At 53.1% G+C, this 19963-nt stretch carries 15 protein-coding genes; 4 read left to right on the forward strand and 11 right to left on the reverse strand.

The window, feature by feature from the left end; translation table 11 throughout:
• Positions 1-7: 7 nt before the first annotated feature.
• A complete protein-coding gene (gene hutI / locus PJE062_RS10040; RefSeq protein WP_008548290.1) occupies positions 8-1243 on the reverse strand; it encodes an imidazolonepropionase in 1236 nt (411 codons plus the stop codon).
• A gap of 273 nt (positions 1244-1516) precedes the next feature.
• Here hutI and PJE062_RS10045 point away from each other — a divergent pair, with 273 nt between their 5' ends.
• On the forward strand, positions 1517-2893 hold the full coding sequence (locus PJE062_RS10045; RefSeq protein ID WP_008548783.1) for a formimidoylglutamate deiminase: 1377 nt from the start codon (positions 1517-1519) through the stop codon (positions 2891-2893).
• 42 nt (positions 2894-2935) lie between these two features.
• Positions 2936-3646: a UTRA domain-containing protein gene (locus PJE062_RS10050; protein ID WP_037036458.1), complete on the forward strand. Its 711-nt coding sequence runs from the start codon at positions 2936-2938 to the stop codon at positions 3644-3646.
• Here the strand turns inward: PJE062_RS10050 and PJE062_RS10055 are convergent.
• The 5 genes from PJE062_RS10055 to PJE062_RS10075 form a co-directional block, all read right to left on the reverse strand.
• Positions 3639-4508, reverse strand: coding sequence for an SDR family oxidoreductase (locus PJE062_RS10055; protein WP_008548458.1), 870 nt, complete (start codon positions 4506-4508; stop codon positions 3639-3641). The genes PJE062_RS10050 and PJE062_RS10055 overlap by 8 nt on opposite strands.
• 332 nt (positions 4509-4840) lie before the next feature.
• Positions 4841-5710: an ABC transporter permease gene (locus PJE062_RS10060; RefSeq protein ID WP_008548612.1), complete on the reverse strand. Its 870-nt coding sequence runs from the start codon at positions 5708-5710 to the stop codon at positions 4841-4843.
• 9 nt (positions 5711-5719) lie between these two features.
• Positions 5720-6502: an ABC transporter ATP-binding protein gene (locus PJE062_RS10065; RefSeq protein WP_008548668.1), complete on the reverse strand. Its 783-nt coding sequence runs from the start codon at positions 6500-6502 to the stop codon at positions 5720-5722.
• Positions 6503-6625: 123 nt separating this feature from the next.
• A complete protein-coding gene (locus tag PJE062_RS10070) occupies positions 6626-7612 on the reverse strand; it encodes an ABC transporter substrate-binding protein (protein ID WP_008548410.1) in 987 nt (328 codons plus the stop codon).
• A gap of 296 nt (positions 7613-7908) precedes the next feature.
• Positions 7909-9423, reverse strand: a complete 1515-nt coding sequence (locus PJE062_RS10075) for a PLP-dependent aminotransferase family protein (protein WP_008548459.1) — start codon at positions 9421-9423, stop codon at positions 7909-7911.
• Between the two features lie 171 nt (positions 9424-9594).
• Here PJE062_RS10075 and PJE062_RS10080 point away from each other — a divergent pair, with 171 nt between their 5' ends.
• Both PJE062_RS10080 and PJE062_RS10085 read left to right on the forward strand, forming a co-directional pair.
• The gene (locus PJE062_RS10080; protein WP_008548221.1) at positions 9595-10932 is read left to right on the forward strand and encodes an aminotransferase class III-fold pyridoxal phosphate-dependent enzyme; all 1338 of its coding nucleotides are present in this window, start codon (positions 9595-9597) and stop codon (positions 10930-10932) included.
• A gap of 79 nt (positions 10933-11011) precedes the next feature.
• Positions 11012-13486, forward strand: a complete 2475-nt coding sequence (locus PJE062_RS10085; RefSeq protein WP_008548536.1) for an FAD-dependent oxidoreductase — start codon at positions 11012-11014, stop codon at positions 13484-13486.
• A 175-nt stretch (positions 13487-13661) separates the two neighbouring features.
• Here PJE062_RS10085 and xsc read toward each other — a convergent pair whose 3' ends face one another.
• The 5 genes from xsc to PJE062_RS10105 form a co-directional block, all read right to left on the reverse strand.
• A complete protein-coding gene (gene xsc, locus PJE062_RS10090; protein ID WP_008548353.1) occupies positions 13662-15440 on the reverse strand; it encodes a sulfoacetaldehyde acetyltransferase in 1779 nt (592 codons plus the stop codon).
• A 184-nt stretch (positions 15441-15624) separates the two neighbouring features.
• On the reverse strand, positions 15625-17430 hold the full coding sequence (pabB, locus tag PJE062_RS10095) for an aminodeoxychorismate synthase component I (protein WP_008548352.1): 1806 nt from the start codon (positions 17428-17430) through the stop codon (positions 15625-15627).
• 246 nt (positions 17431-17676) lie between these two features.
• Complete coding sequence (locus PJE062_RS26345) at positions 17677-17967, reverse strand: hypothetical protein (protein ID WP_157039113.1); 291 nt, start codon at positions 17965-17967, stop codon at positions 17677-17679.
• Entirely contained in the window at positions 17925-19148 is a 1224-nt protein-coding gene (locus PJE062_RS27020; RefSeq protein ID WP_050773882.1) for a methyl-accepting chemotaxis protein, read from the reverse strand. Before PJE062_RS27020 ends, PJE062_RS26345 begins: the two co-directional genes overlap by 43 nt.
• 420 nt (positions 19149-19568) lie before the next feature.
• Positions 19569-19963 (reverse strand): MarR family winged helix-turn-helix transcriptional regulator (locus tag PJE062_RS10105; protein WP_008548213.1); only part of this gene is annotated, 395 nt, incomplete at its 5' end.

Genomic DNA, 19963 nt, shown 5'->3' on the forward strand with positions numbered 1-19963 from the left:
TCAGTGCTTAATTTACTTGTGTTTTTGTGATGTCTTCGCCGAGGAAATACAGGCGGTTCAGTGGGTTGAACCCGATGCGATAGGCCAGTTCGGCTGGCTCTTTCACATCCCAGATCGCAATGTTGGCCTGCTTGCCCGCTTCCAGCGTTCCGCAAACCTCAGATTGTCCCAGTGCCTGCGCCGCATTGCGGGTAATCCCGGCCAACGCTTCCTGCGGTGTCATGCGGAACAAGGTGCACGCCATGTTCATGCAAAGCAGAAGTGAGGTGAGGGGAGAAGACCCCGGATTGGCATCCGTTGCCAACGCAATTGAAACGCCCGCATCACGAAGTTCGTGAAGTGGAGGATACTGAGTTTCGCGCAGAAAGTAGAACGCACCCGGCAACAGAACGGCAACAGTGCCTGCTTCCTTCATGGCTTGAATGCCAGCGACGTCCAGATACTCCAGATGGTCTGCAGAAAGTGCTTTGTGACTGGCAGCCATTGCGGTGCCGCCAAGGTTGGAAAGCTGCTCAGAGTGGATCTTGACCGGAAGGCCGAGCTCCTGAGCACGATCAAATACACGGCTCACTTGCTCAGGAGAAAAGGCAATGCCCTCACAAAATGCATCAACCGCATCAGCCAGATTTTCTGCTTTGACAGCCGGAAGTACCTCATCGCAAACAAAGCTGATGTAGTCGTCACTACGTCCTTCATACTCCGGTGGCAATGCATGTGCACCGAGGAAAGTGGTCAGCACCTTAACGGGGCGAAGCTCGCCAATCGTCCGCGCAACCCGCAGCATCTTCAGCTCTGTATCAAGATCCAACCCGTAACCGGACTTGATCTCCAACAGTGTCACGCCTTCTGCCAGCAACGCATCAACGCGTGGCAACGTACCTGCCAGAAGCTCTTCTTCACTGGCGGCACGTGTTGCGGATACGGTAGAACGGATGCCTCCACCTGCACGAGCGATCTCTTCATAGGTCGCACCATTCAACCGCATCTCAAACTCACGAGCGCGGGAACCGCCGTAGACGATATGCGTGTGGCAATCGATGAGAGATGGAGTGGCAAGGCGTCCGTTCAGATCTGTCTGAGGTGCGTCTTTCCATTCCTCTGGCAGCTCTTTTGCAGGGCCAATCCAGCTGATGGAATCTGCCTCAATTGCAATGGCAGCATCGTGGATCAGACCATAGCCATCTGCCTGTGCAGACAGAGTTGCAGCTGTCAGGTTGGTGAGTACGGTTCTCCCGCTTGTCATGGACCCTCCCGAGATTCCACGTGAATTCACTTCAGTAAAAATCTACATGGAAATCGCTTAATGTCTATACATAAAAAATATGCAGTGTGAGTAATTTTCGGGCTAACCCAGCAGTATCAATTAAATAAATAGCTAAATTCAGCCATTTTAACCTTTGCTTGGTGATATCTTAGAAAAAGAGGATGGTTGTGTGAGATGCATTTATGTATATGCTTATTATTGCAAAAATGATCTGAATTGATCGACGTTTCACATCAAACTATTGAGTGAGCAATGAAAACCATCTTCGCAGGGCAGGCTTTACTCCCCACTGGTCTTACCGAGAATGTGCGTTTGCACCTGAACGCTGACGGCACCATAAAAACCGTTGAGATCGGCGTGACGCCTGAAGGTGAAGAGGTTTCTGGCAAAAACAGGGTGATCTGTCCGGCCCCTGCCAATCTGCACTCGCACGCCTTCCAACGGGCAATGGCAGGCATGACCGAAGTTCGCCAGAAGGGGAAGGATAGTTTCTGGACATGGCGCGAGCTGATGTATCGCTTTCTGGGGCAACTGCGGCCTGAGCAAGTCGAGGCAATCGCTGCGCTGGTTTACATGGAGATGTTAGAGGCTGGGTACGCCAGTGTTGGCGAGTTCCACTACCTTCATCACCAGCCAGATGGAACGCCCTACGACAACCTCGCAGAAATGAGCCTCCGCATATTTGCCGCTGCCAATCAAACAGGCATCGGCCTCACTCATTTGCCGGTTCTTTACTCCTACGGTGGTGCTGGCGAGCAGCTCTTAAGCGGCGGGCAACTACGGTTCGGCAATGATCTGGAACGCCACCTGCAACTCATTGAAGAAGCGTCGAAATCCTTGACGACATCTCTGCCGGCCGACTGCCAGATCGGCATCGCACCGCATTCTCTGCGCGCGACCAATCCGGAACAGTTGCGCGAGATTGCATCCGCCTTTGCTGGTAAGCCCGTGCACATCCACATCTCAGAGCAGATGAAGGAAGTCGAAGCTGTTCAGGAATGGCTTGGGGCACGCCCAATCGAATGGCTGCTGAACAACGTTGATGTCCGCAACAACTGGTGTTTCGTACACGCCACCCACATGACCACCGAAGAAACTGTGGCTATGGCAAAAGCTGGTGCCGTAGCGGGCCTGTGCCCAATCACCGAAGCAAACCTTGGCGATGGCATATTCAACGGGCCGACCTTCATCGAAGCAGGTGGTGTCTATGGTGTTGGTTCTGACAGCAACCTGCGCATCTCACTTTCTGAGGAACTGCGCGTGCTGGAATACAGCCAGCGCCTGCGTGATCAGTCCCGGAACGTTATGTTAAACGGCGAAGGATCTGTCGGTATGGCTATGTATCAGGCCGCAGCCAAAGGCGGAGCTCAGGCTCTGGGTCGCAACACTGGGGAGCTCAAAGAAGGCAGCCTTGCAGATGTCGTCGCGATTGATACAGCACGGGTAGAGTTTACAGGCCTGAGGCCTGACCAATATCTGGATTATTGGATTTTTGCAGGTGATGACCGTGTCGTAACTGATGTCTGGTCCGCCGGACGACACATGGTGAAGGATGGGCAGCACATCCACCGCGCAGCTATCACCGCTAAATACAGAGAACAGCTTGCAGTTTTGCTGGAAGCAGCCTAACAACGCCCAAATTCATTTTCTTGAAAACGACAGGAAGAGCGCTTGCGATCCTATAAGGAAATCAGAGGTATCTTGCAGGAGAGGATCACCAGCCAGCAATGGCAGCCGGGTGATCTGCTGCCAAGCGAGCAAGCGCTCTCAGAGGAGTTTGGCTGCACCCGCGCAACCGTCAACCGCGCTATGCGGGAGCTTGCTGATGCAGGGCTGGTTGAACGCCGTCGCAAGGCCGGAACCCGTGTTGTCCAGCCCAAGTCTCACCCTGCAACCATCACCATTCCGGTCATCCGGCAGGAGATCGAGAACAAAGGTCAAGCCTACAAGTATCTGCTTTTGGAGCGTCTGGAAGCTTTGCCACCGGAAGATGCCCGCATCCAGCTTGGACTGAACCAGAATGAAAAGGCTCTCTTCCTGAAAAGCCTGCATTATGGGGATGGCATCCCTCAGCAGTTGGATGTCCGCTGGATCAACCTCTCTGCATTGCCAGAAGCTACTGAGGAAAGCTTTGCAGATATTGGCCCCAACGAGTGGCTACTGCAGCGTGTCCCTCATCCAAGCATTGAACACGTCTTCCGTGCGGACAAAGCCACAGCTGAAGAGCAACGACTGCTCCAGCTGGAAGACTGCGAGCCCGTGTTCACTATCGAGCGCCGTACTTGGATTTCAGGGCAGGGCATCACTTACGTGCGGCTAGTACACCCCGGCAGCCGTTACCACATGGCAACGCGTAGCTCGGATGAGCCGATCTTCAGCTAGTCTTCTGCTTCTCTTTTTGCACCAACTGAGCGAAGTGATCTTCCAGCCGAATTTTGCCATAGCATTTGCCGATCATATCCATCCGCATCGCGCTCAGGAAAAACTGGATTGGGCCGTATGTCTTCGCTGAGGTAAAAGTCTCTAGCAGCCGCTGCAAAGCAACGCTAATCCAGTTGGGCAGATGCGTAATCTTAGCTTTCTTATGCAGACTTTTGAAGGCAATCTCGGCTAGCTCGTTGTGGGTATACTTCACAGGCCCACCCACTTCGGCATAGGCCTGACCGTCCTTGATAATCTCAAAGCAAGCTGCAGCCAGATCAGCGCCATGGATAGGGTTGATCCGATAATCACCCGAGCCAAACATGTAGACCCGTCCGGACTTTGCCATTCCAAAAAACTCCTCCAGATCAGAGAAGTAGCCACTGGGTGAAATCACGGTGCTTTTGATTGGGGCAGCCTGAAGAACCTCCACAAAATGCTGCTTCGCACGCACCAGCTGAACATCCAGCAGTTTGGTTGCGTTCAGAACATGAATGTAAGCAAACTGAGGGACACTGTTCTCAACCGCCAGATCCAACAGGTTCTTATTGGCCTGATAATCAACGTCGTTGTAACTCAAGCCGTCTTTCTGGCGCGTGATGCCGAGCGCTGAAATGACCAGATCAGCATTATCCATCAACCCATGCAGACTGTTGGGTTTAGTCGCTTCTCCCTCAAAAAACTCATTGGCTTCAAGGCCCTTTGCACGAGCAGACTGCTCATTGCGGACAAGCGCACGAACATGCCAGCCCTGTTTTCTGTAGTAGGAAACAAGATAGGAGCCCAGATAACCAGTTGCGCCTGCAATAACGACACTCTTCATGGCAATTCCCTCAAATATTAGGTGCCGCAAAAGGTCGGCAGCCGGGGAAAATGAAAAGGCGCCAATTACCTTTTGGGTGCTTACTCAACCAAGGAGCAGAGGCCGGACGGCATACGCTTGATCGAAGCAAGGTTTGCTTTTTATGCAAGGATGAGATCAGGCAGAAATACACCTCTAATGCCCTCAATCCTACTCTCAAAAAATGGGAGCTTTGGCAGCTAAAATCAACCGGTAATTGTGCATAGACGAAAGTGATTGCACGGGACCCAACGAAAAAAGGGAAGAGCCTTTCAGCTCTCCCCTCTCGTAAATGAGTGGCCCTTTGTTGGCTCTTAGCCTTTGCCTTGCCACGGAATAAGCCAGCGCTCCAGATACCGCATGCCCAGCTCAATCGTATAACCGATAAGGCCGATCACAAAGATGCCGATAACCACCGTATCCGTCTGCAAAAAGTTCTTTGCAATCATGATCATGGAGCCGACACCCTTATCAGCCGCCACCAGTTCCGCCGCCACAACTGTGCCCCAGCAAACGCCCATGGCTGTACGCAGACCAGTGAAGATCTCTGGCAGTGCATTTGGTAGGATTACATGAAACAGGATCTGCGTACGCGAGGCACCAAGTGAGTAAGCTGCGTGCACCTTGGTGATCTTGACGCTGTTCACGCCAGAGCGTGCTGCAATCGTCATGATGAACAGAGAGGCAAGGAACAGCAGGAAGATCTTGGCTGTCTCATCAATGCCAAACCATAGGATAATCAGCGGGATCAAAGCCAGCGGAGGGATCGGGCGCATAAACTCCACGATGGGATCAAACAAACCGCGAGCAACGGAAGAAAGCCCCATGGCCAGGCCGAGAGGGATGCCGACAAGAGCTCCCAGCAGAACGCCTGCAAGAACGCGGAATACTGAAATGCCGATGTGATCCCAGAACGCCACGTTTCTGAAACCAGCGGAAAGCAGCTTGCTCATTCTCGTGATCGTCGCATCCACCGATGGCCAGTAGAAGCTTTCCAGCATGCCCAAGGCGCTTGCGATGCCCCATGCGGCCAGCAGCACAACAACGGTCAGGATGGAGTAGAACCGGCCAGAGTTGACGGCGCTGGCGTCGCCAAAACGAACGGTCTTTTGCTGCGTGAAAACATTGTCTTTAAGCCCAAGCCAAACAGATAGGCCGGAGGGCGGCGTGTGATGCTTGCTCATATTGGCCTCCTATGCTGGTTCCAGCTCTTGGTCATTGCCCATAATCTCTTCTTCCATGCCCCAGATGAGAGACAGGATTTCCTCGCGCGTTTTCACAAACTCCGGTGAAGCCTTGATCTGGCGAGGACTTTCCACCAACCCGAGATCAGCAAACGGAAGCTCGTATTCACGCAGGATTCGGCCAGGACGTGGTGCCATCACAATCAGTCGTTCGCCAAGGAACAGCGCCTCTTCAACGGAGTGCGTGATGAGAATGATGGTTTTGCGTGTCTCTTTCCAAAGCTTCAGCACAAGGCTCTGCATTTTCTCGCGGGTCAGAGCATCCAGTGCGCCAAGTGGCTCATCCATCAGGATCACTTCTGGATCGTTGGCAAGACAGCGGGCCAGAGCCACGCGTTGCTGCATACCGCCGGAAAGCTGATAAACCGGCTTTTTGCCAAAGTCCTGCAGGCCAACAATCTGCAGCAGCTCATCCACCTTGCGCTTGGTTTCAGCTGCGGGACGTCCAGCCATCTTTGGACCAAACGCGATGTTCTTCTCAACGGTCATCCATTCAAACAACGCACCTTGTTGAAACACCATTCCGCGGTCTGGGCCGGGGCCAGTCACATCCACATTCTCGCGGACAATTTTGCCGGAGGTCGGACGAAGAAAGCCTGCAATGATGTTGAGAAGAGTTGTTTTACCGCATCCGGATGGACCAAGAACGGAGATGATCTCACCATCCTTTACATTCAGATTGACGTTGTTGAGAGCATGGACTTGATCACCATTGGGAAGGGTGAAAACCATAGAGATATTGTCGGCAACTATTCCACTCAAAGCGCTTCTCCCGGTTCTTTGGAAAATGCCTGGTTCGCCCGGTCTTGTTCTTGGAAGAATGGCGGGACAAAGCCCGCCATTTTCTGATTATTTTTATTTGAGGTAGCTTGCGTCGACGAACTGGGAGTAGTCATCCAGTGCTTCATCTAGACCGCCAGCTGAAACCATCACATCCGCCACACCTTTAGCTGCTGCCTGAATGCCACCGCCAAGCCAGTTTTCCTGAAGCTGCTCTTCGCTGGTAGGGAAGCCGAAGTTCGCGATCATCTTCTTGGCAGGTTCAAGATCCATACCCGCAGCAAGAGCGATCTTGTCGTAAACCGCATCCGGATTACTGTTGTAAGTGGTGTTGGCCTGATTGGTGACCTCCATGAACTTCTTCACCAGATCAGGATGCTCAGCTGCAAAGTCGTTGGTTACATTCACCACATCAAACGTGTTGATGCCGACAGCTTCCTGTTCAGCACCAGTCATCAACGGTGTACCAACGGTTTTCATACGGTCCAACGCACCGCCAAAAGCACAGCCCATCACAACATCACCGCGCACAACAGCAACCGCCGCATCAGCAGGGTTCATCTGCACAAGGTTCACTTTGTTGATGTCTACGCCGAGGTGATCCAGCGTACGAATGAGCTTGTAGTGGGTTACGTTGCCGATCGGTGTCGCAACTTTCTTCCCTTCCAGCTCCTTCGCATTTGCTTTGGTAATGCCGGAATCATTGCGCACAATGCAGAGGTCATTTTCAGCGTAAGTGACTGCCACACCTACAAGTTTAATCGGAGCACCAGAGGAAACACCAACAACGAAGGGAACAAAGCCGTTACTGTAAGCAATCTGCACATCGCCGGAAACCATGGCTTGAACCATCTCGTTCCCGTTACCGAAGGCGCGCCATTCAACTTCCAGACCAAGTGCTTCGTCATAGGTCTTGTCGATCTGTGCTGCCTGGTTCGCGGTAGGCCATTCCAGAAAGTAGGCGACGGTGATTTTATCAAGCGCATGAGCTGTGCTCATTCCAAGGCTCGCCACCAGGCCTGCTGCAAGAGCCAGTTTACCCGCAAGCTTCTTCAATGCCATATCAATTCCCCCTCCAGTGCGTTGCTAAGTGCTTATTCCTTCTTTATTTTTTGCTGTTCCTTGTCGCTGGAAACTTGTTAATTTGAATTATGTTCAGGATTCAGGACACTATGAAACCGTATCACTCGGTAGTGCCAGTTTGTGAATCCCGATAGAACCAGAGAGTATTTCCAAAGAGAGATGCAGATATAAATATCCGCTATTGCAATATTAATTCCCAAATCTCTGCGGAAGATGCTCCTGTGTCTCACGTTCTTCTATTTTAGAATTGTATAAATAAACGAAGAGATCAGTGTTCATGCGCTTATGAGGGGGCTCTCTCGTTTATTTGTGCTGCGATGCAGCAATTTATCTGCTGTCTCTGAGAGTATTTCTATTCCCTTCGGTATTTTGTCAGCATGAATTGAAGAAAAGCCGAGGCGGAAATAGTTTTTACCTTGGCTTGGATCCGCAAAGAACACATTGCCCGGTTCAATCAGAACGCCTTTCTTCAACGCCTCCTGCGCAAGCACAGTCGCATCCAGTTCAGGCGGCCCGCTCACCCAGAAAGAGGATCCTCCAAACGCAGAGACCTGTGCCCAACCGGGGAAGTGCGTCTCCATGGCTTCACTCAGCGCATTCCAGCGGTTGGAGTACGCGTGGTGCAGCTTGCTGATCAGTGCATCCTGCGAGCCTTGCGCCAGAAACAGAGCAACGCTGCGCTGGTTGTTGCCGGGTGGGTGGCGCAACATTAGGCGACGCATGGCGCGGATTTCTTTGATCACCGGCTTCGGCGCCACAATAAACCCAATCCGCAACCCCGGCATGATCGACTTGGAAAGACTGCCCACGTAAAGCACGCGTCCTGATGCATCTACAGACCGAAGCGCGGCAGTCGGCTGCCCACGATAGTTGGTCTCATACTCATAATCATCTTCAATGATCAGCGCATCAGATTGCGCCGCCCATTCCAGTACTTCGCGCCGGCGCTTCATGGTCATCGTGGTGTTGGTGGGGAACTGGTGGCTGGGCGTCACATAGACCAGCTTTGCATCCCCCAGCATATCCGCGCGAATGCCTTCCTCATCAACGGGAATCGCCCGAATGTCTGAGCTTCGCAGCTGCATGATGTTGCGCACATCAGGATAACCCGGGTCTTCCAACGCAACAGGCGTATCCGGCCTTACAAACAGATGTGCGATGAGAAACAGCGCATTCTGAGCCCCCATCGTTACCAGTATCTCGTCAGACTCGGCAATAACTCCACGGCGGATCAGAATACGCCGTTGAATCTGCTCAATCAGCATAGGATCGTCAGCGGTAAAGCGATCATCAGTCCACGCATCCAGCCATTTGATGCTCATGGTCTGACGCACACAATCCCGCCAGGCGCTGATCGGAAACAGTGTCGGATCCACCTGTCCATAGATGAACGGATAAGGGTAGCTGTGCCAGTTTTCAGTCTTCAGAATGTTGAACTGAGTAGAGGGCGTAAGCCGCAATTTTGAGGACCAATCCACCCGATCTCCGGGCACTTGCTCTTTGGGCCTGACCGGATCTGGCAGCTGTCCGAGATTCTCAATAACCTCCGGTGAGACGTAAAAACCTGATCGCTCTCGGGTAATCAGATAGCCATCTGCGGCCAATGCCTGATACGCCAGCATCACAGTGTTGCGAGAAACACTCAGCCGTTTCGCCAATGCGCGCGTTGAAGGAACTGGTGTGTTTTCAGCAAGTTGGCCGGAAAGAATGGCAGAGACGAGCATCTCGCGGATCTGACTTTGCAGTGTTGTGCTGTCATCCCGATCAACGGAAAACAAGCTGTATCTCATGGCTGGCCCCTCCCTCCAAATCACGAGCGAAGTATCAGCATGAGTTCATCTGGCTCTATGGTCAAGAACAACTGGACCTATCTGACCTAATATTTCGACGACAAGATATTTCTCACAGTACCTCTGGGGAACTGTTGGTGAATAACTCAGTGTTCTAGGAGAAAGATCGAGATGAGTGTCCTTGCAGAGCCGATTGAACAAGTCAAAACTAATTCTCTTGAGCAACACTGGATGCCGTTTTCCTCAAACCGGGATTTCAAGAATGCTCCACGCCTGATCACCCGTTCAGAGGGAATGTACCTTTGGAATCAGCAGGGTGATCGTCTGGTTGATGGATCTTCCGGTTTGTTCAACGTTCCGGCAGGCCATGCCCGCAAATCCATTGCGGATGCTGTCCACGCTCAAATGATGCAGAACGGATACACAGCGCCATTCCAGCTGGGTCAGCCAACATCCTTTGAGTTTGCGGCCAAACTTACCCAGATCATGTCAGAGCCATTCAACCATGTGTTCTTCGTGAACTCTGGCTCAGAGGCCATCGATACAGCGCTCAAAATGGTCATGGCCTACCACCGTGCCAATGGTGAAGCACAGCGCACCCGCTTTGTCTCCCGAGAGCGGGCCTACCATGGTGTGAACATGGGCGGTGTCTCATTGTCCGGCATGGTGAAAAACCGCGAAACCTTCCCGGTTGTCATGCCAAACATTGTTATGATGCGTCATACCTGGAACGAGGAAAACGCCTTCACAAAAGGACAGCCGGAAACAGGTGCCGAACTGGCAAATGACCTGCAGCGTTTCTGTGAAACCTACGGCGGTTCCACAATCGCAGCTGTGTTTATTGAACCTGTCGCGGGTTCTACCGGAACGCTTGTCCCGCCAAAGGGCTATCTGGAGCGCGTCCGGCAAATCTGTGATGAACACGGCATTCTGCTGGTGTTTGATGAAGTGATCACCGGCTTTGGTCGCCTTGGCAAACCATTCGCAGTTGATGCGTTCAACGTGATGCCAGACATTATCACCCTGGCAAAGGCACTCACCAACGGCGCGATTCCAATGGGGGCTGTTGCAGCGTCCGATCAGGTCTATGAGACCATCACCGAAGCTGCTCCGGAAAACGCCATCGAGTTCTTCCACGGCTACACCTATTCAGCCCATCCGGCAGCCTGTGCAGCTGGCCTGGCAACGCTGAAGATCTACGAGGATGAAGGCCTGTTTGAGCGGGCTGCAGAATTGAGCGACTACTTCCTCGATGCGATCTGGTCTCTGCAGGATATTCCGATCGTGAAGGATATCCGAGGGTACGGCCTCATGGGTGGTGTAGAGGTTCACCCACTTCCCGGTAAGCCCGGCATCCGCGGCAACGAGATGCAGAAAAAGCTGTTCTGGAACGGGTGCCACGCCAAGTGGACGGGGGACACAGCCATTCTGGCCCCGGCGTTCATTGCAGAGCGAAGTCATGTTGATGAGATCGTGGATGCAATGAGAAAAACGCTCATGGCCGAATAGATCGAAGAAAGTATTGTTTTGAGAAGAGCACATTTGTGCTCTTCTTTTGTTTTCCTAGTTGGTTGAGGGGAGGCAATCAATGACGAAGCCTATTCCACAAAATGCTCGTGTGGTTATCATCGGTGGCGGTATCGCCGGGTGTTCTGTTGCGTATCATCTGGCCAAATTGGGTTGGAAAGATATCGTGCTGCTGGAGCGCAAACAGCTCACATGCGGCACGACATGGCATGCTGCGGGCTTGATCGCGCAGCTGCGCGCATCCAAAAACATGACGCGCCTGGCGAAATACTCGCAGGAGCTTTACGGCGACCTGGAAGCCGAAACAGAAATCGCAACAGGCTTCCGCCGCAATGGCTCAATCACGGTGGCTCTCACCGAAGAGCGTCGCAGCGAGATCCTGCGCTCCGCCGCCATGGCCCGCGCCTTTGGGGTGGAAGTCGAAGAAATCTCCACATCAGAACTGCTGGACCGCTACCCCTATGTAAATGCTGAGGATGTCACTGCGGCTGTCTATCTGCCAAAGGACGGGCAGGGCGACCCAGGCAATATCGCTCTTGCTCTTGCCAAGGGTGCACGCCAACGGGGAGCCCAAGTCTTTGAAGGTGTCAAAGTCACCAGCATTGAAAAGCGCAATGGCGCTGTCGCTGGTGTCTCATGGCAGCGTGATGGCAGTGATGAGCAAGGCCATATCGCTGCTGACTATGTGGTCAACTGCGCTGGCATGTGGGCGCATGAGTTAGGTCGCATGGCCGGAGTCAACGTGCCGCTCCATGCTTGTGAGCACTTCTACATGGTCACTGATAACATCGCAGGGCTCCCGCAACTCCCGACCCTGCGCGTTCCCGACGAATGCGCCTATTACAAAGAAGATGCTGGAAAAATCCTTCTGGGTGCCTTTGAACCAATCGCCAAGCCTTGGGGTATGCAGGGCATTTCAGAGGACTTCTGCTTCGACCAGTTGCCAGAAGACATCGAGCACTTCGAGCCAATCCTGGCGCAAGCCATCAACCGCTTCCCCGAGCTGGCCGTAACAGGCATCCATACGTTCTTCAATGGCCCGGAAAGCTTCACACCCGATGACGCCTATCATCTGGGAGAAGCACCTGAGCTCAAAAACTTCTTCGTCTGTGCAGGCTTCAACTCCATCGGCATCCAGTCCGCCGGTGGCGCAGGCATGGCACTGGCGCATTGGATGGAGCACGGCTATCCGCCATTTGATCTCTCCGATGTTGATATCCGCCGCATGCAGCCGTTCATGGGCAACAAAACCTTCCTCTATGAGCGCTCCAAAGAAACGCTTGGCCTGCTCTACGCAGATCATTTCCCATTCCGCCAAAAGGCAACCGCCCGTGGTGTGCGCCGATCACCGCTCCATGAGCATCTCAAGCAAGCAGGTGCAGCATTTGGTGAGACGGCTGGGTGGGAACGAGCCAACTGGTTCGCAGACCAGGGACAGGAGTCGACCTACGAATACTCTTGGAAACGCCAGAACTGGTTTGAGAACTCTAAACAAGAACATCTCGCCATCCGCAACAATGTCGGCCTCTATGACATGTCCTCCTTCGGCAAAATCCGTGTTGAAGGTCCGGATGCGGAAAGTCTGCTCAATCATATGTGCGGTGGTGACATGTCGGTACCAGTCGGCAAGATTGTCTACACGCAGTTCCTCAATGAACGTGGAGGCATTGAAGCTGATCTCACCGTTACGCGCCTCTCCGAAACTGCTTATTTGCTCGTAACCCCAGCGGCTACTGTGGTCCGCGAACTCAGCTGGCTCAACAAGCACAAAGCGGGTGCCAATGTGGTGATCACTGACATTACAGCGGGCGAAGCAACGCTGGTGGTGATGGGTCCAAACTCAAGAGAACTACTCTCCAAGGTTTCTAACCACGACTGGTCCAACGAAAACCACCCCTTCGGCACCATGCAGGAGATTGAACTCGGCATGGGCCTCGCGCGTGCGCACCGTGTCTCTTATGTGGGGGAGCTGGGCTGGGAGCTATACGTCTCAACGGACATGGCCGCCCATGCCTATGAAACGCTGATAGAAGCAGGCGCTGACTTAGATCTGAAACTCTGCGGTCTCCATGCAATGGATTCCCTGCGCATCGAAAAAGGCTTCCGTCACTTCGGTCATGACATAACTGAGGAAGATCACGTTCTTGAAGCAGGCCTTGGTTTTGCGGTCAGCACCAAGAAGCCATCCTTCATCGGCAGAGATGCTGTTCTACGCAAGAAGGAAGAGGGCCTCTCATCCCGCATGCTGCAGTTCAAGCTGAAAGACGCAGAACCGCTCCTGCATCACAACGAACCTGTTCTGCGGGATGGAGAAATCGTCGGTTATCTCACCTCCGGAAACTACGGCCACACACTCGGCGGCGCAGTTGGCCTCGGCTACGTGCCGTGTAAGGGTGAAACAATCAAAGACATGCTCGCGTCCACCTACCAAATCGACGTGGAAGGCACTCTTTGCGATGCCGAAGCATCCTTCAAGCCAATGTACGACCCTAAAAGCCTACGCATGCGCGGCCTGAAAGAACTGGAAGACGCATAATCTAAAAGCAACACCTCGTACCATGCGCGAGGTGTTGTCTTAATCTGATGTTCGTGCCGCAAAGTGTTGTTGTTCAACTGATGCGCAAAAAGAAAAGCCCGGGCAGCTTTACACTGCGCGGGCTTTAAGATTGATGCCCTTCTCAGAGGAGGCGAGAAGGGCACTGCTGGGGGACTTACGCGAGTTCTTGCTCGCGCATATCTTCCGCATTGATGCCTGCGACAGCAACAGGTGCTTTCATGGCGTCTCTGCGGAAAGGCTCTCCAAGTTCCTGATTGAGGATCACCTCAATGAATGTGGTCTCATTGCGCTCCATCTGGCCTTCAATGGCATCATCCAGAGTCTTGCTCAGCTCATCCATGCTGAACACCTGAACGCCCTTGAGGCCGCAGGCCTCCGCAATCTTGGCGTACTGCACTTCCAGATTTAGCTCGGTGCCAACGAAGTTATCGTCGTACCATAGCGTGGTGTTGCGCTTCTCCGCACCCCACTGATAGTTGCGGAAGATCACCATGGTAATCGGAGGCCAGTCATCACGGCCACACGCCGTCATCTCGTTCATGGAGATACCAAAGGCACCATCCCCGGCAAAGCCGACCACCGGCGTATCAGGGCACCCAATCTTCGCGCCCAGAATAGCCGGAAGACCATAACCGCATGGGCCGAACAGACCCGGAGCAAGGTACTTACGCCCCTCATCAAAGCTCGGATAAGCGTTACCAATCGCACAGTTGTTGCCGATGTCAGAAGAGATGATCGCTTCCTTCGGCAGTGCGGCCTGAATAGCACGCCATGCCATACGAGGAGACATCTTCTCAGGCTCACGGGTGCGAGCGCGCTCGTTCCAAGTGGTACCCGGATCATCATCCTCGTGATCCATGGAGGACAGCTCCTGCAACCAGGCTGATTTTGCGTGGTGCACGAGAGCCTCACGCTCCTCACGGCCATCATTGCCAGCATGATCAGCCAGCTCTTCCATGATCTGCTCTGCCACCGCGCGGGCATCACCCTGAATGCCGACAGTGACTTTCTTGGTCAGGCCAATCCGGTCAGAGTTGATGTCCACCTGAATGACCTTGGCCTCCTTCGGCCAGTAATCCATGTCATAGCAGGGCAGAGTGGAGAATGGATTGAGGCGTGTGCCAAGGGCCAGCACCACATCCGCCTTGGAAATCATCTCCATCGCCGCTTTCGAGCCATTGTACCCAAGCGGACCAACGGAGAGCGGATGATTGCCGGGGAACGCATCATTATGCTGATAGCCACAGCACACCGGTGCGCTCAACTTCTCCGCCAGAGAGGCAGAGGCCTGAATAGCGCCGCTCAACACCACACCCGCACCGTTCAGGATCACGGGGAACTTGGCATCCGAAAGTAACTCAGCCGCCTTCTTGATGGATTGCACACCACCACGCGGCTTTTCCATACGCACGATCTGCGGCAGCTCGATATCGATCACCTGTGTCCAGAAATCGCGTGGCACGTTGATCTGCGCTGGTGCACATCCGCGCCAAGCCTTCTCGATCACGCGGTTCAGCACTTCCGCAATACGGGAAGGATCACGAACCTCTTCCTGATAGCAAACCATATCCTCGAAGAGAGCCATCTGCTCAATCTCCTGAAAGCCACCTTGTCCGATGGTCTTGTTGGCAGCCTGCGGGGTAACAAGCAGCAAAGGCGTATGGTTCCAGTAAGCTGTTTTGATAGGCGTCACGAAGTTGGTGATGCCCGGGCCGTTCTGAGCAATCGCCATGCTCATCTTGCCAGTGGCGCGGGAGTACCCGTCCGCACTCATGCCCGCGTTACATTCATGGGCACAATCCCAGAACTTGATACCTGCGGCGGGAAAGAGATCCGAAACCGGCATCATGGCTGAACCGATAATGCCAAAGGCGTTATCAATCCCGTGCATTTGCAGCACTTTTACAAAGGCCTCTTCGGTAGTCATCTTCATCGCACGAATCCTCCCCATCACGTCACAGGCTCGGCTGTGATCTGCACATTCTGATATGCAATCAAACCTAGCGTGAGGTGGAGAAGAGCCTTAGGGCCAGATTCTGCTATAGCATTGGCCAGTTGCGTTGAGGAGCTTGAAGATAAAAGGAGAATGCCCGTTGGCAGACATTGGAAAAAGTGACCTAACTTACGTCAGCATCAAGGGAAACAAGGCTGGCCCTCATCAACCCGCGCAGAGAGTTGCCGATGTAAACCGCATCAGCCCCCTGCAGATCTGAAAGTGTCAGATCAGCTTCTTCCGCATACCCATGCTCCAGCAAACCAGCGCGGAACACACCGGGAAGCAAGCCGTGCTTCAGTGCTGGTGTCAGCAACTTGCCGTCCCTGCGAATGAACAGAGTGGTGAAACTGCCTTCCGTCAGATACCCAGCTTCGTTGAGGAAGATGACCTCAGAGCACCCATATTGGGCGGCATAATGGGCCCGTGTCTTATCATAAAACCCACGACGGCTGGTTTTGTGAAACAGGAAGCGGTCCTGCGAATGCACGCGTTCTTCTGCAATGCAAACACGCCAATCATCACCGCTCGCAGCTGGCATCTCCTGCGCGGTCACCGACAGCTCGCCATTTTCCGCCAGATCAAGCCGCACCCGCATGGAGCGCTCAAAACCTGCAGCATGGTCCGCAAGCACGCGCAAAGCTTGCTCTGGATTCCAGTTGAAGCCGAAGTAAGATGCGCTATCCGCCATCCGCTGCATATGCCGTTCCAGCAGTGTATAGCCATCCTCAGACGTCCAGCCCATAGTTTCAAACAGGGTGAACCGTTCGTCAGAGGCCTTCAGGAAGTTCAGCTTCAACAAGCATTCGTCATACTCAGGAGAAGCGCCTGAATCGAACACCACACCGGAGCCCGTTCCCATCTCTGCAGCACCATCCTCATCAATCACAAGGGTGCGGATCGCCACGTTGAAGGTGAAATCACCGTTCGGCTCAATCATGCCGATAGAGCCGGTGTAGATCCCACGTGGGCTCTTCTCCAGATCGTCAATGATCTCCATGGCCCATAGCTTCGGTGCTCCGGTGATAGACCCGCACGGAAACAGCTCCTCGATGATTTCAGGCAGTTCAGCCCCATCCACCAGCTCACCCGTCGTGGTGGAGGTCATCTGGAATAAGCTGCGGTATTGCTCAACCTCGCAGTGCGAGGGAACACAAACACTGCCTGCTTTTGTGATGCGGGACAGATCGTTGCGCATCAGATCGAGGATCATCGTGTTCTCGGCGCGCGATTTCTCATCACTTTGCAGCCATTCCTGAACACGCGCATCTTCATCCGTTGTCCGTCCGCGTTGAGCAGTGCCTTTCATAGGGCGTGTTGTCAGCTGCTTGCCTTTGCGCTCCAGGAACAACTCTGGCGAAATAGAGAGAACTTTCTGATCTCCCAGATGCAGAAGCGCCGCATATCCGACGGGCTGCTGAAACAGCAAATTATCAAAGAGTGCCGCCGCACTTCCAGTCTGTTCAAGCATCGCGCGCATCGTCAGGTTGATTTGGTAGATATCGCCCTGTGCCAGATGCTGTTGCGTATTTGCAAAAGCAGCGTCATAGTCGCTTTTGCTCATGTCAAACTGGTTGATGTGAATGGAGGGGGAGGCCTCGTTGCCCGCCGCTTCCTTCAGCCACTGCGCTTCTTGCGCCCGAGACAAAAGCTCCGGTGCATCATAAACGCCAAACCAGGCAAGTGGCATGTTGCCAGAGCCGGAAAAGCGCTGCTTCAGTTTCTCCTCAAAAGCAAAGCCGAACTCATAGGAGAAGAAGCCTGCCAGATGGTGACCTGCTTTGCGTTCTTGCTCCAGCTGCTGAAGAAACTGAGGGACTTCGGAAAGAGTTTGGCAGGTTAACACGCGCTGAGGGGCTTGGAAGAGACGCGCAGGCTCATGACTTAGCCTGTCGACAAGAAGTACCGTTCCAAACGCAAACTGCGCCATGCCTGTCCATTCTTATTTGGGTTACCCTTATTAAGAATGCTCAATACCAGCCCGCCAGACCAAGGCAATCATAAAATTGTCTCCAAGTCCGTTTGTTGAGTAGTTTTGCGTAAATTGTGATCGATTTTCTCTCAAATTCCGCAAAATGAAGCCGGAAGCGGCAAAAATGATGAAGCAAGATAAGCACCCAAAATGCAAAACGGGCCACCACTGGCGACCCGTCAAACTCAAAAATTGAGGTGCTAATTAAGCAACGTCGTGGAAGAAACGCTCCAGCGTATCGTGAACTTCATTAAGATCACCATCCACCTTGCTTGCTTTCTCTGTCACTTCGAAAACAGAACCGGTTGCCTCATTCATGGCTTCGCTAAGGCTCGCGATGCCTTGGGAAACAGCCATGGTGCCGTCAGAGGCTGCCAGAATATTGGCTGAAATCTCGTTGGTCGCATCACCTTGCTGGGTGATCGCTTCTGCAATCGCACCAGTGTGAGAGTTCACTTCATCCATGGTGTGGGAGATCGAGCCAATCGCTTCCACCGCTTCACGGGTTCTGCCCTGAATAGCGGAAACTGAGAGGCAATCTCTTCCGTCGCTTTGGAGGTCTGGTTCGCCAGCTCCTTAACTTCAGCCGCCACAACCGCAAAGCCTTTACCAGCTTCACCGGCACGTGCCGCTTCAATGGTTGCGTTCAGAGCCAGCAGGTTGGTTTGCTCCGCAATTGCCTGAATGAGTGTCACAACTTCACCAATGCGGCTTGCAGCTTCTGCAAGGCTGCCAATGGTGTCATTGGTTTCCTGCGCACCACGTGTCGCAGCTTCCACCATCTCATTGGCCTGTGCAATCTGGCGCGCGATCTCGGAAATGGAGGAGGACAGCTCTTCAGAAGCAGCTGAAACTGTCTGCACATTGCCGGAAGCCGCATCTGAGGAAGTAACCACCTCAGTTGTATGGCTGGAGCATTTATGCGTTGCGTTCTCCAGGCCTTTGGAAGCGGAAACAATGCTGTGCGTGTTCTGAGAAAGGCTCTTCAGCTGCCCGTCAACTGCATCACGCAGATCGGAAACATGCTTCTCAAAGAAAGCAATACGCTCGGACTGCTCTGCAATCTTCTGCTCATTCTCTGCGATTTCGGCAGCTGGCGTGCTGACGGTCGCAGCAGCTTCACTCGCGCCCATGCTTTCAGCAGGCGCTTCACCCTGCGTGCCAAGAAACGCCATGGTCACGCCAGCAAGCAGAACCAGAATGATCATGTTGCCGGAAAAAGTGCTCTGCTCACTCATCAGAAACTCTGGCATAATGAACAGGCTGCCGAGCAGATAAATCGCGGAAACTGCAAGGAAACCACCAAGGGCTCCACCATTGCGGGAAGAGCCCAGAACGACGAGCGGTGCGAAGAACAGAATGTTGAAGTCCACTTGCCAGCCCTCAGCATATCCGCCAACCGCAGCAGCAGAACTTGCAAGGCCAGCCAGAACAGCAAGGCAAACGCCGGATGCGAGTTCTGAAGTGCCAGAGGACTTATCTTTCAGCCATAGCGCGGTTGGAATAGCCGCAAGCAGGAAAGCAACTCCTGAAAGAATGCTCATGGTGCCGGTGTCACCGGCCCAGCTCATCCCAAAGCTCAGGAGAGCAAGAACCCAGCCCAGAGCAATTGGCCAACTGGTTGAACCCATGTCAGATTGGCCTACCTCTTCTTCAAATCCGACTGCAGCACTCATTTCAGGTCTTCCCTTAATAGTATTGATGCAAAGCGCACCCAAATACATCTACCCAATTACTATCACGCGCTCTGACTTTGTAAGTCTCTGGAATCACAAAGGAACACGCACAACCGCAAGCAGCAGGCCAAGAGTAATCCGCCTGGAAACTGCTTGACTGAATGAAAAGAGAAACACGCAGGAAAGAGCGAAATCGCCCAGTAATCACCTCAAAAACGAAAACGCTCTCCAGAATGAATTGCGTAAATCATTCCATTCAAATCTTAGTTGTAATTTGTATTAGATTTATGCTTAAGAGAAGCTTAATGGCGCGTAGGTGAGGGGGCAAAAAAGCAAACAACACCAAAGCATACGCTTCGGTGTTGCCGCGTTGAAAATAAAATGAAAAATATAAATCGCTAAGTACGTGAAATAGTTGTCTTAGGCTGGTTCGTTCTCTTCAACCTTTTCATCTTCCATCGGGTCATCATAGCAGAAGCGAGTGCAAGCAGAGCTTTCCACGTCGTTTAGGATGAACTTGAGAACGGAAGAGAGGTTGTCCAATTGGCTTTCATCAATGTCACCGAGCAGCGCATGAGCTGCTTTGCGACGGGCTTCAGCCACTTCTACGGCTTTACGTTTACCGCGAACGGTCAGTTCTACCATCACTTCACGACCTCTGCGGCGCAGACGTCGGACCAACCAATCCTTTTCAAGGCGGTCGATCAGGCGAACGGTAGCGGAATGGCTCAAACGAACTTCTTTAGCGACCGTACCGATGGAGATGGCTGGGGAGCGTCTCATAATAAGAAGAGCCGCAACAGCGCTTGTTGAAA

The organism is Pseudovibrio sp. JE062 (genome assembly GCF_000156235.1).
Lineage (GTDB): Bacteria > Pseudomonadota > Alphaproteobacteria > Rhizobiales > Stappiaceae > Pseudovibrio.

Coding starts and splice junctions, on each gene's coding strand:
- PJE062_RS27020 (WP_050773882.1), bottom strand. CDS start 19,148: ATGAGTGCTGCAGTCGGATTTGAAGAAGAGGTAGGCCAATCTGACATG.
- PJE062_RS10060 (WP_008548612.1), bottom strand. CDS start 5,710: ATGAGCAAGCATCACACGCCGCCCTCCGGCCTATCTGTTTGGCTTGGG.
- xsc (WP_008548353.1), bottom strand. CDS start 15,440: ATGAAGATGACTACCGAAGAGGCCTTTGTAAAAGTGCTGCAAATGCAC.
- hutI (WP_008548290.1), bottom strand. CDS start 1,243: ATGACAAGCGGGAGAACCGTACTCACCAACCTGACAGCTGCAACTCTG.
- PJE062_RS10085 (WP_008548536.1), top strand. CDS start 11,012: ATGACGAAGCCTATTCCACAAAATGCTCGTGTGGTTATCATCGGTGGC.
- PJE062_RS10055 (WP_008548458.1), bottom strand. CDS start 4,508: ATGAAGAGTGTCGTTATTGCAGGCGCAACTGGTTATCTGGGCTCCTAT.
- pabB (WP_008548352.1), bottom strand. CDS start 17,430: ATGGCGCAGTTTGCGTTTGGAACGGTACTTCTTGTCGACAGGCTAAGT.
- PJE062_RS10075 (WP_008548459.1), bottom strand. CDS start 9,423: ATGAGATACAGCTTGTTTTCCGTTGATCGGGATGACAGCACAACACTG.
- PJE062_RS10080 (WP_008548221.1), top strand. CDS start 9,595: ATGAGTGTCCTTGCAGAGCCGATTGAACAAGTCAAAACTAATTCTCTT.
- PJE062_RS10070 (WP_008548410.1), bottom strand. CDS start 7,612: ATGGCATTGAAGAAGCTTGCGGGTAAACTGGCTCTTGCAGCAGGCCTG.
- PJE062_RS10045 (WP_008548783.1), top strand. CDS start 1,517: ATGAAAACCATCTTCGCAGGGCAGGCTTTACTCCCCACTGGTCTTACC.
- PJE062_RS10065 (WP_008548668.1), bottom strand. CDS start 6,502: ATGGTTTTCACCCTTCCCAATGGTGATCAAGTCCATGCTCTCAACAAC.